At 72.8% G+C, this 12,237-nt stretch carries 8 protein-coding genes; 5 read left to right on the plus strand and 3 right to left on the minus strand.

The window, feature by feature from the left end; genetic code table 11:
- The 4 genes from BFF77_RS25140 to BFF77_RS25155 all read left to right on the plus strand — a co-directional run.
- Positions 1-802, plus strand: an 802-nt coding sequence (locus BFF77_RS25140; protein ID WP_141698521.1) for an extracellular solute-binding protein, incomplete at its 5' end; no start/stop codon positions are given.
- A complete protein-coding gene (locus BFF77_RS25145) occupies positions 799-1,794 on the plus strand; it encodes a carbohydrate ABC transporter permease (protein WP_079125483.1) in 996 nt (331 codons plus the stop codon). The genes BFF77_RS25140 and BFF77_RS25145, both read left to right, overlap by 4 nt.
- Positions 1,791-2,630: a carbohydrate ABC transporter permease gene (locus tag BFF77_RS25150; protein WP_245703702.1), complete on the plus strand. Its 840-nt coding sequence runs from the start codon at positions 1,791-1,793 to the stop codon at positions 2,628-2,630. The genes BFF77_RS25145 and BFF77_RS25150 overlap by 4 nt, the downstream gene beginning before the upstream one ends.
- Before the next feature lie 52 nt (positions 2,631-2,682).
- Positions 2,683-6,909: a hypothetical protein gene (locus BFF77_RS25155; RefSeq protein ID WP_079125484.1), complete on the plus strand. Its 4,227-nt coding sequence runs from the start codon at positions 2,683-2,685 to the stop codon at positions 6,907-6,909.
- Between the two features lie 6 nt (positions 6,910-6,915).
- Here the strand turns inward: BFF77_RS25155 and BFF77_RS25160 are convergent, their stop codons facing one another.
- From BFF77_RS25160 to BFF77_RS25170, 3 genes are all read right to left on the minus strand, one after another.
- Entirely contained in the window at positions 6,916-8,367 is a 1,452-nt protein-coding gene (locus tag BFF77_RS25160; protein ID WP_211280312.1) for an FGGY-family carbohydrate kinase, read from the minus strand.
- Between the two features lie 65 nt (positions 8,368-8,432).
- On the minus strand, positions 8,433-9,449 hold the full coding sequence (locus tag BFF77_RS25165; RefSeq protein ID WP_066953745.1) for a 2-hydroxyacid dehydrogenase: 1,017 nt from the start codon (positions 9,447-9,449) through the stop codon (positions 8,433-8,435).
- A gap of 37 nt (positions 9,450-9,486) precedes the next feature.
- On the minus strand, positions 9,487-10,272 hold the full coding sequence (locus BFF77_RS25170) for a DeoR/GlpR family DNA-binding transcription regulator (protein ID WP_066953748.1): 786 nt from the start codon (positions 10,270-10,272) through the stop codon (positions 9,487-9,489).
- Between the two features lie 368 nt (positions 10,273-10,640).
- Between BFF77_RS25170 and BFF77_RS25175 the strand changes: the two genes are divergently transcribed.
- Positions 10,641-12,125 carry an FGGY-family carbohydrate kinase gene (locus BFF77_RS25175; protein ID WP_066953764.1) on the plus strand — a complete coding sequence of 495 codons (1,485 nt, stop codon included), beginning with the start codon at positions 10,641-10,643 and terminating at the stop codon, positions 12,123-12,125.
- Positions 12,126-12,237 lie beyond the last annotated feature (112 nt).

The raw sequence follows: 12,237 nt of genomic DNA on the forward strand, positions 1-12,237 counted from the left end.
CTTCGCGCAGGCCGGCCTGCGGCCACCCCGGACCTGGGCCGGGCTGCTCGACGTCTGCGCCAGGCTCAAGGCCCGGGGCGTGGTGCCGATCGCGCTCGGCGCCCAGACGCCTTGGGTCACCCAGCTCATCACCTACGCCCTGGTCCCCAACGCCGTCTACGCCGAGAACGCCGCATTCGACCGCGAGATGGCCGCCGGGCGCGCCACCTTCGCCGGTTCGGGCTGGGCCGACGCGCTGGGCAAGTACCAGGAGCTCCAGCGCCGGGGCTTCTTCAACGACAACCCCAACGGCACCACCTATGAACAGCAGACCGCACTGGTCGCGGGCGGCAAGGCGGCCATGGCCGTCCAGGTCTCCGCCGTCCTCGCCGGCTTCCGCGCCGCCGCCGCGTCCCCCGACGACCTGGGCATGTTCCCCTTCCCCGGTGGTGACGACCCCGGCCGGCTGTGGATCGCGGCGGGCATCGTCGTCGGCCTCGGTGTCGCGGCGCACGCCAGGAACACCGCCAGGGCCAAGGAGTTCATCGCCTTCCTCGGACAGCAGGAGAACATCGACCGCTGGGCGACGGCCGTCTCGGCCATCCCGTTCAAACGCGGTCCGGCCACCAGGACCGATCCGGTACTGGACGAGTTCCTGCCCATCATCGACTCCGGCCGCGCCGTGCCCTTCATGGACCAGGGCTGGCCCAACGCCGAGGTGCAGCCCGCCCACTTCGCGGCCGTGCAGAACCTGCTCGCGGGAAAGACGGATGTCCGGGGCGCGCTGGGACAGATGGACGAGGCCTACGGGAAGAAGTCATGAACTCCCTCCCGGGCAGCGCCACTTCGGACCCCGGCACCGCCGGTTTGGGCACGGTCGCCGAGGCGGGGCGCCCCGGCCGGGCCCGCCCGCCGCGGCTTGCGCTCCCGCGCCGGGTCCGTCGCGATCCCACCGTCCCGCCGTGGATCTTCCTTGTCCCGGCCCTCGCCGTCTACGCGGTCGTCGTGCTCTACCCGAGCCTCGCCGGTGTGCTCTACGCGTTCACCGACTGGTCGGGCGTCGGTGCCTTCTCCTTCGTCGGCCTGGACAACTTCCGTACGCTGCTTGACGACGACCGCGCCCTGGAGTCCGTCGGCAACACGCTGCTGCTCACCCTCGCCGTGGTCGTCGTCCAGAACGGCATCGGTCTGCTGCTCGCGCTCGGTGTCAACGCCGAGATCAGGTCCCGGTCGCTGCTGCGTGCCGTCTTCTTCGCCCCGGCCGTCGTCAGCCCGGTCATGGTCGCGTTCCTGTGGAAGTACGTCTACAACCCGGACAACGGCGCCGGTCTCAACGCCGTCCTCGGCGCCGTCGGCCTCGGCGGTCTGCGCCAGGACTGGCTGGGCGATCCCTCGCTCGCGCTCTGGTCCGTGGCCGCGATGGTCGTCTGGCAGTACGCGGGCTACTCCATGGTGATCTTCCTCGCCGGGCTCCAGGGCGTGCCCGCGGAACTCCACGAGGCCGCCAGAATCGACGGCGCGGGCACCTGGCAGCGCTTCCGCCATGTCACCTGGCCGCTGCTGGCCCCGGCGCTGACCGTCAACCTCATGCTGTCCACCATCGGCGGCCTCAAGCTCTTCGACCAGGTCTACGCCGCCACCAACGGCGGTCCCGGCACGGCGAGCGAGACGCTGTCGACCGTGCTGTACAAGGAGGCCTTCGTCTTCGGCAAGTTCGGCTACAGCACGGCCGTGGCCCTTGTCCTCGCGCTCTTCGTCGCCGCCGTATCCCTGGTCCAGCTCCGTTGTCTGCGCGCCCGGGAGGTGACCGCGTGAGCACCACCGCGTCCCGGCGGCGGGGATACGGGCGCTACGGCCTCGAACTGGTCATGGCCGCCGCCGCCGTCGTCTTCCTCTTCCCCGTGTACGCCCTGGTCACCCTGGCGATGAAGGACCCGCACCGGATCGCCGGGTCCCCGCTCTCACCGCCGCTCCCGCCGACCTTCGCCAACTTCTCCAACGCCTGGTCCTCCGCGTCCCTGGGCCCGGCCCTGGTCAGCAGCACGGTCATCACCGTCGCCGCCCTGCTGCTGCTCATCACCCTCGGCTCCACGGCCGCCTACTGTCTCGCGCGCCGTGCCCGAGGGCTCGGCCACGGCCTCTACATCCTCTTCCTGCTGGGGATCGTGCTGCCCTTCCAGCTCGGGATGATCCCGCTGTACAAGCTGGTCGACAGCCTCGGCTGGCTCGGCACGTACCACGGCATGGTGCTCTTCTACACGGGCATCCAGTTGCCGTTCACGGTGTTCCTCTACACCGGTTTCATCCGCGCCCTGCCGCCGGACTACGCGCAGGCCGCGCTCATCGACGGCTGCGACCACCGTCAGGCGTTCACCCGGATCGTCTTCCCGCTGCTGCGGCCGATCACCGGCACCGTGATCATCCTGAACGCCGTCCTCGTCTGGAACGACTTCTTCACTCCGCTGCTCTACCTGGGCGGTTCGGGCAAGGAGACCGTCCCTGTCGGCGTGTTCTCGTTCGTCGGCCAGTACGTCTCGGACTACGGTCTCGTCTTCGCCGGTCTGGTCCTGGCGGCGCTGCCCGTCCTGGTGGTCTTCCTGCTGCTCCAGCGCTATGTGATCAAGGGGTTCGCGGGCGGGCTCAAGGGCTGAGCGCGCCGGAGCTTCTCAGAGGCGGGGGGTTCAACGGATCGAGGACAGGTTCATGACGTACGGAAAGCTCCCCGCGGACATCGAGGCGGTCCTGGCCGCACCGCCCCGCGCCTTCTCGCCCACCGCCATCTGGTGGTGGAGCGGCGAACGGCTCGACCGGGCGCGGCTGCGCGCCCAGCTCGAACGCTTCGCGGAGGGCGGGGTGTTCAACCTCGTGCTCCTCAATCTCGCGCCGTCCGGGCCGCTGTTCGGCTCCGACGCCGACGATCCGCCGTTCATGTCCGAGCGGTGGTGGAGCCTGCTCGAAGGTGTCTGCGACGACGCGCAGGCGCTCGGGGTGCGCCTCTGGTTCTACGACCAGCTCGGCTTCTCCGGCGCCGATCTCCAGGCGCGGCTCGTCGACGAGGAGCCGGCCCACGCGGGCCGCCGGCTCGAACGCGTCCGCAAGGACGTCGAGGTGGGGGCCGGGCGGTACGGCGAGGGAGAGCTGCGCTGCCCGGCGCACGGACAGCCTCTCGCGGCCGGCGCCGTACGGCTCGACGGCGACGGCCGGTGCACGGGACCCACCGTCCCGCTCCCCGTGAACGGCAGGGCCGTACGCGCGCCGGGCCCGGGACGCTGGCGACTGACGCTCCATCACCATGTGCCACACGGCTTCGACTACCTCGGTACGGGAGCCTGCGCGGCACTCCTCGACCGGGTGCACGGCGCGTTCGCGCGACGGCTCGGCGACCGGCTCGGCACGGTGGTCGCCGGATCGTTCCAGGACGAACTGCCGACGCTGCCGACCTGGTCGACCGGGTTCGCCGACGCCTTTCTGCGGCTGCGGGGCTATGACCTCACCGCGTGTCTGGACGCGCTCTACCAGGACGTACGCCCTGAGGACGGCGCGGACCACCGCGGTGACACGGGCCCGGACCCGCGCCCGGACCCGCGCCGGATCCGGTACGACTACCAGCGGACCCGCGCCGAACTGGCCGAGGAGGCGTTCTTCCGGCCGCTCGCCGCCTGGCACGAGCGCCATGGCCTGCTGGTCGGCTGCGACCAGCAGGATCCCGCCCGCGCCGGACATCCCGTCGGCGGTGTCGAGCTGTACGCCGACTACGCCCGTACCCACCGCTGGTTCTCCGCGCCCGGCTCCGACCACCACGGCGACGCCCGTATCCACTCCTCGCTCGCGCACCTCTACGGCAGGCCCCGGACCTGGATCGAGGCGTTCCACTCCACCGGCTGGGGCGGCACGCCGGAGGAGACGTTCGACTGGCTGCTGCCGTGGCTCCGGGCCGGCGCGACGCTCTACAACCCGCACGCCGTCTACTACACGACCAAGGGCGGCTGGTGGGAGTGGGCACCGCCGGGCACCGACTGGCGTCAGCCCTACTGGCGTCACCACCGTGTCTTCGCCGAAGCGGTGACCCGGCTGTGCGCGATCCTGAGCCTCGGCCGCCATCTGTGCGACACGGCGATTCTGCTGCCCACGACCACCGCACAGGCGTGTACGGCCCTCGACGGTGCCTCCCGGGCGGCGGCCGAGGCGCAGGCGGCCTATCTCGAACTCGTCGGTGACATGACCTGGTTCCGCACCAGGCCCGGTGTGTTCGACCGGCTCGGGCTCGACGCCGATGTGATCGACGACGATTCGCTCGCGCGCGCCCGCGTACGGGAGGACCACGGCGACGGCGCCGTACGGCTGTGTGTCGCGCAGGAGCGTTACGCGACGATCGTGCTGCCCGCGTGCACGGTGCTCGAACAGGACACCGCGCGCCGACTGGTCGAGTTCGTGTCGGCCGGTGGCGGTCTGATCGCCCTCGGCGCCCTTCCCGAACAGGTCGTCGGCCCGGACGACACGGCGACCCTGGGCAAGGTGCGTGACGAGCTGCTCAGGTGCTTCGCCGAGGGCAGGGCCGTCCTCGTGGCGTCGGCGGCGGATCTGGGCGCGGCGCTCACCGAACCGCACCCGTCGCTCACCGTCCCTGCGCCGCCCGTCCGGGCGTCGGTGCCCGCGCTCGCGCGCCATGTGGACGGCGCCACGGTCGTGTTCCTGACCGCCGCCTCGCCCCGCGCGACCCGCGCGGCCGTCGCCGCGCCCGATGAGCGCGGCGCCGCCCTCGGCTGGCTCGACGCGCGCTACGACTTCGATCCCGACCGGTACGCGCGCCGGGCGCGGGTGCGCGTGCGCGCCGCCGGGGGCCCGGCCGTACTGCTCGATCCGTTCGGCGGTCCGCCGCGTACGCTGCCGGTCCGGCCGGCCGAGGACGATCCGGGGGCGGTGGACATCGAGGTGCCCTTCGACACCGGCCCCGCGGCGCTGCTGGTCCTTCCCGCGCACACCTCGCGGCCCCTCGCGGCCGGGAAGACCTCGACCGGGCCAGGGCCCGTGCACACGGCGGTCGAGATCCCGGCGGAGGCGGAGTGGGGGATGACCCTCGTACCGACGCTCGACAACACCTGGGGCGACTTCGCGCGGCCCGTGACGGATCCGCCCGTGTGTCCGCCTGCCGAGCCGTCCGCCGGTCCGTCCGCCGGGCGGCTCGTCGATCGGCCCGCCGATCCGCCCGTCGTCACGGCGGTCGTCGAACGCCGTACGTTCCGCCAGGGCGGCGCCGGCGGCCCGGACGGACCGGCGGTCCACGCGACGTTCGGGCCGCGCGCGGTCGTGCTGGGCGCCGACGGTGACATCCGGTCGACCCTGGCGTGGTCCGACAGCCGAGGCGTCCACAAGGATCCGGTCCACCGCGAGGTCCTCGGCCCCAAGGGACATGTACCGGAGGAGTTCGTCCATGTCGGTCCGACGGCCGCCCGGACGGTCGCGCGCGTACGGTCCGCGCTGCTGCTGGACACCGGCTTCGACGGGTATCTCGCGGTCGGGGCGGCGGCGGCGAAGGCGGTCAGGCTCGGCGGCGCGCGGGTCGAGCTGGACGACAGGGGCCATCTCGCCATGGGACCGGTCCGGCTGGCGGCGGGCCGCCATCTCCTCGAACTGGACCTGACGCCCGATCAGGACATCGATCTGCGCGCCCACATGGCACTCGTCCGCGATCCCGGGCGCTTCCGGCGCCCCGAGTGGATTCTCGCGGACGAACCCGGCACCGACCCGGGCGGCGGCCGGGCCACCGTGGGTACGACCCTGACCCTGACGGCGGCGCCGAGCCGCGCGGTCGTCCAGGTCGCGGCGCGCGGACGGTGTGTGCTGCGCGTCAACGGTCATGTCATGGGCAGGCAGGGCGGATTCGACCCGTACGCCGAACACGCCGTGCCGCGCGTCCGGCGGCACGAGGTGGCGGCGGCCCTGCGCGCCGGGGAGAACGAGATCACGGTGGAGACCGCAGACGGCGACGATCCGGCCGTCCTGGTGGACGCGGTGGTCTACGACGACCGTGACCGCCCGGTCGCGGCCACGCACAGCGACGCCGGCTGGTGGGCCGAGCGCGGCGGCGGCCCCGGGAGCGGGCCCGGTGGCGGGCGGGCGCCGGTCGCGGTGCGCCGCCGTCAGATCGGGGACCCGGCCGCGCTGTATCTGCGCCGCAGGCCGCATCCGCTGCCCGGTGCCGCCTGGCTGGACCCGGACGCCGACGACGGCACGGTGGTGCCGGTCGGCTTCGCGGTCCCGGGGGCCGCTGCCGGAACGCAGTGGCTGTGGTGTGAACTGCCGCCCGGCACGGTCCGGTTGACGGTGAGCGCGTACGGCGGGACACGCGTGTTCGTGGACGGCCGCGAGCCTCCCGCGACCACCCGTACCGGCGCCGGCGGCGTGCACACGGTGACCGTCGACCTGCCGGCCGACGGTCCCGCCGGACCGCGCACCGCCGCCCTGCGCGTGACGACCGGTCCCGGCCGCCAGGGCGGCGCGGCCCTGGCCGGTCCGCTGCGCTGCGAGGTCGGCCCGGGGCTGATCCGGACCGGTGACTGGGAGGCGCGGGGACTCGCCGAGTACAGCGGTGGTGTGCGCTACACGCGCGTGATGACGGTGCCCGCCGAGGTCATGGAGGCCCGGCGGGCGGCGGGCGGGCGGCTGTCGCTCGACCTCGGGCGGGTGCGCGGCACGGCGGAGGTACGGATCGGCGGCGCCCCGGCCGGAGTACGTGTGTGCTCCCCGTATGTCTTCGAGGTGACGGAACTGGTCGCGGCCGGGGAGAACACGATCGAGATCACCGTGTTCGGCACCCTCGCACCGTATGCGGACGCGACGAGCCCGACCCACTTCGTCTTCCCCGGACAGCGCGTCACCGGTCTGATGGGTCCCGTACGGCTGCTGCTCGGCCCGGCGGCGTCTGCGTGACACCGGTCAGCTGCGCTCCGCCGCTCCCCGCCACCGCGCCCGCGCGCTCTCCACCCTGAACAGATAGTCGGCGTAGGCCTGTTCGTAGAACTCCACACCCGCCGGATCCGGGTCCACCACCGCGTCCGGCGCGGTCCAGACGGCGGCGTCGGGAGCCGGGCCGAACTCCGCGCCCCGGGCCGCGGCGGCGGCCAGCACCGCTCCACGCGCGCCCGGTTCCGGTCCACGCGCGACCCGCAGCGGGCGGCCGAGCACATCGGCGAAGACCCGCAGCCACGCCGGGTTCCGCGCGCCGCCGCCGCAGACGGCCAGTTCACCGGTGAGGCCCGCGGCCTCCAGACAGTGCCGGGCCGCGAAGGCGATCGCCTCGCACATGCCGCGTACCAGATCGGCACGGGACGCCCGCAGATCGAGACCGGTGAACTCCGCCCGCGCGGTGTGGTCCACGAAGGGCGCGCGCTCCCCCGAGGGCGACAGATAGGGCAGCGCGGCCACACCGTGGGCGCCGCGCGGCGTCATGTCCAGCAGGCCCGCGACCTGCTCGTGGGAGGTGCCGGTGAGACCGAGCACCCAGTCCAGCGCGACCGTCCCGGTCATCGCGGGCAGCGCCCGCAGATGGCGGTCGGGCCGGGCCGTGGCGAGATGGAAGCCGACCGGGTCCTCGTCCAGCGCGACCCGTTCGACCACGACCTGGCACGCCAGGGTCGTACCGACGATGAGCAGTCCGTCACCCGGCTCGGTCACTCCCGCGCCGATCGCGGACGCGGGCAGGTCGTACGGGCCCGAGCTGACCGGCGTGCCCTCGGCCAGCCCCGCCGTACGGCCGGTGGCCTCTCCGTACGGCAGGCTCGCCGAGACCGGCGGCAGCAGATCCGCGCGGTGTCCGAGGCCGAGGGCCGCCAGTACCTGGGGGGAGTAGGCGCGGGTGCGGGGATCGAGGAAGGGCACGGACGCGTCGGAGAGATCGGTGCCGCGCTCGCCGGTGAGCCGCAGATGGAGGATGTCCTTGCAGCAGGCGGCCGTGGTGGCCGCGTCCAGGGACTCCGGTTCGTTGCGGTCGAGCCAGGCCATCAGCGGGCCGGGAGAGCCGGGGAAGAGGACGTTGCCGGTGTGCCGGTACAGCCGCTCGGCCGTTCCGTCGGCCATCCAGCCCGCGACGAGATCACCGGCCCGGCCGTCCATCCACGACAGCGCCGGCCGTACGGGCCGTCCCTCCGCGTCGACCAGCCACAGCCCGTCGCCCTGGCCGGTGAGGGCGACCAGCGCGGGCGCCCGGCCCTCGGTCACCGCTCCCAGGACACGGGAGGCGGCCCGCACCACCTCCTCGACGTCCTGTTCCACCCGGTCACCGCGCCCGCCGAGCGAGAGCGGTGTCGATTCCACGCGCAGCGCGGTGCCGTCCTCGTCGAAGGCCGCCGCCTTCGCCACCGACGTTCCCATGTCCAGACCGACGAACACTGTGCCGCTCCTTCCCGCCTCGGCTGACGCTGTCCCGACCACCGCTGTGCCGTCCCGCCCACCGCTCAGACGACACGGTGGGCGAGCGGTTCGCCACGCAGGAACCGGCCGACCTCGGCGGCGGCGGCACGTGCCGCGTTGTGCGCCACCGACTTGTTCGCGCCCGCGAGATGGGGCGTCATGACCAGCCGGGGAGCCGAGCGCAGCCGGGAGCCTGGCGGCGGCGGCTCCACGGCGAACACATCGAGTCCGGCGGCGGCGAGCCGGCCCGACTCCAGGGCGTCGCACAGGGCGTTCTCGTCCAGGAGCGCGCCGCGCGCGCAGTTGACCAGGACCGCGCCGTCGGGGAGCAGGGCCAGTTCCCTGGCCCCGAGCAGACCGCGCGTCTCGGGTGTCAGCCGCGCGTGCAGCGAGACGACGGCGGAGCGGCTGAGCAGCTCGTCCAGACCGGCGACGGGCGTGCCGACCTCGCGCAGGGCGGCCGGGTCGGCGTAGGGGTCGTACACCAGGACGTCCGAGCCGAGGGCGGTCAGGGCCCGCGCAACCCGGCTGCCGACCGCGCCGCAGCCGATCAGGCCGACGGTCGCGCCCGCGAGGCCCGGTCCGCAGTTGTCGTACGTGTAGAACTCACCGGCCCAGCGGCCCGCGGTGAGCGCCGCCGAGGTCTCCGGGATCCGGCGCATCGTGGCGAGCAGCAGGCCGACGGTGTACTCGGCGGTGGCGGCGGCATTGCGTCCCGGGGTGTTGCAGACCTGGACGCCGTGCTCCTTCGCCGCGTCCAGACCGACATTGACGGGCCCGCCCCGGCCGACGACCACCAGCCGCAGCTCCGGCGATCCGGCGAGGACCTTTCCGGTGATAGGCGCCATCTGGGTCACACAGACCCGTACCCCGTCGAGCGCGGCGAGGAGTGTCTCCTCGTCGCCCGACGCCTCGTCCACCTCGGAGACCGGCCCGAAGGGAGTGAGCGGCCAGGGCAGCCGCACTTCGTCGATGGTGTGAGCGGTGCCGATCGCGGCCGTCAGCTCCCGGGTGAGCAGTTCGGGGGCGACGAAGTGGTCGCCCGCGGCGAGGATTCTCATCGGCCAGGTCTCCTTGACGGCTTGACTGCTTGACGGTTCAGGTCGGGGCGAGTTCGTAGCGGACACCGCTCTCGTCCAGGGCCCGCAGGGCCTCCGGTGGTGTGCGGTCGTCGATCAGCACCAGATCGAAGGCGGACAGCGGTGCCAGCCGGTGCAGCGCGGTACGGGCGAGCTTGGAATGGTCGATCATCAGCACATTGCGCCCGGCGGACTTGAGCATCGCGCGTTTGACCGCGACTATGCGCTGTTCCTGGTGGAAGGCGTGGTCGCCGTACACGGACGAGGTGGACACGAAGCAGAGATCCACCCGCAGCGCCTCGACGGCCTCCACGCACGGCACTCCGAGGAAGGAGTCGTGCAGCGGGTCGTAGTCACCGCCCAGGGCCATGAGATGCAGACCGCGCTCGTCGGCCAGCAGGTTCAGCGCTTCGAGGAAGTTGGTGACGACGGTCAGCGGGTCGACACGGGGGAGGAGCCTGGCCAGTTCCAGTGCGGTGGTCGAGTCGTCGATCATCACGGACATCCCGGGTTCGACGAGCGTGAGGGCCTTCGCGGCGAGAGCCTCCTTCTCCGCCCGCATCGAATTCTTGCGGTAGGCCACATTGCTCTCGAAGACCCCGGAGGGCTGCGCCGTGACACCGCCCCGGAACTTGCGCAGCACGCCTTCGCGTTCGAGTTCGTCGATGTCCCGGTAGATCGTCATCGGACTGACACCGAACCGCTCCGCCAGGTCCGCCGCCGACGCCGACCCCTGGGTCAGCACATGGTCGGAGATCTCCCGGCGCCGCTGTATGGGGCCCCGCTGGCTCTTGTCGTGTGACATTCCCGGTCCTGTTCCGATCCGTTGTGCACGGGACAGGTGAGGACGTGCGCGCTCCTCCGCCCGAGACGGCTCATCAATAACATGAAGCTCTGAGGATATAACATAGATTGTTGATGTACCGTTCGGCAGTGTTCACCACGGGCGGCGATCGGGTCAACCCGGCAACCGACGCCGTCCCACTGTCCTCACCAGGTGGGACAAGGGAATCTTGGTCCTGTGGACCCCGGTGCGCGCCCCCTGGTGCACCATCGTCATCACCATGTGAAAAGCATCGTGAGATCACCAGCGGGCGACGAGAAGGCGACCGGCGGGCGACGGGACGTGGAAGGCGGGAATCTGTGACGGACACACGCCACAAGGACGTCTGGATGGGGATCGACCTGGGGACGCAGAGCGTGCGTGCCCTGGCCGTCACCGACGACGGACACGTACTGGGCCGGGGCTCGGCCCCGCTCACCGGCCGGCGCGACGGCAACCGCCATGAACAGCTCCCGGCCGACTGGTGGGAGGGCACCCGCGCCGCGGTCCGCCGCACGCTGCGCACGCTCTCCGCCGCGCGCGTACGGGGAGTCGCCGTGTGCGCCACCTCGGGCACCGTCCTGCTGACCGATCCCCGGGGAAATCCACTGACGCCGGCGCTGATGTACGACGACGGCAGGGCGGCGGGCGAGGCGCGGGAGGCGCAGGAGTCCGGCGCGGAGGTGTGGCGCACGCTCGGCCACCGCATCCAGCCGACCTGGGCCCTCGCCAAACTCCTCTGGCTCACCCGCACCGAGCGCGAGGAGCGGCGGGACGGCGCCGCGTCGCGGCTCAAGGGCGCCCGCGTCTGCCACCAGGCGGACTTCATCACCACCCGGCTGGTCGGGCATCCCGTGCCGACCGACTCCAGCCACGCCCTCAAGACCGGCTACGACCTGCACACCCGCGCCTGGCCCACCGCCGTCCACGACCGGCTCGGCCTGTCCCGGCTCGACTTCCCCGACGTGGTGGTTCCGGGCACCGGGCTCGGTACGGTGTGCGCGGAGGCGGCGGCCGGTACGGGGCTGGCCGAGGGCACCCCGGTCATCGCGGGGATGACCGACGGCTGCGCGGCCCAACTCGGCTCCGGGGCCTGGGGCGTAGGACAGTGGAACACCGTCCTCGGCACCACTCTCGTCCTCAAGGGCGTCACCGCCGAACCGCTGCACGACCCCGCCGGTGTGCTCTACAACCACCGCTCACCGGACGGGCACTGGCTGCCCGGCGGTGCCTCCAGCGTCGGAGCGGGCGCCCTGACGCGCGCGTTCCCCGGCGCGGATCTCGCCCGACTCGACCGGCTCGCCGCCGAGCACGAGCCGGCGAGTGTCGTCACGTACCCCCTTGTCTCGCGCGGCGAACGCTTCCCGTTCCTGGCGGCGGACGCCGAGCCCTTCGTGCTCGGCCGGCCCGCCGACGACGGCGACCGCCATGCCTCGCTGCTCCAGGGCGTGGCACTGGTGGAACGGCTCTGTCTCGCCTACATCCGCTTTCTGGGCGCGCCGGCCCGGTCGCCGATCGCGTTCACCGGCGGTGCCACGAGCAGCCCGTACTGGAACCAGCTCCGCGCGGACGTCCTCGGGCTGACCGCCACCGTTCCCGAGCACACGGACTCGGCGCTCGGGATGGCGGTGCTCGCGGCGTACGGTGTACGGGCGGGCGGCGAGTCCTCGTTGCTGCCGACCGTGCGGGGCATGGTCCGGGTACGGACGATCCTCGATCCGCGACCACGGATCAGCGCGCGTTTCGCCGGGCCCTTCGTCACGCTGGTGGACGCGCTCGAACGGCGCGGGTGGCTGCCCGCGGAGACGGCGGCCTACGCGAGGGAGCACGGATGACGGCCTCACCACCACGGACACCCGCCGCCACCCCGCCGGCTCCCACGACCCTCTTTCTGGCCCGGCACGGGGAGAGCGTCTGGCACGCGGAGAACCGCTACGCCGGCGTCAG

It is taken from the genome of Streptomyces lushanensis (assembly GCF_001700515.1).
GTDB lineage: Bacteria > Actinomycetota > Actinomycetes > Streptomycetales > Streptomycetaceae > Streptomyces > Streptomyces lushanensis.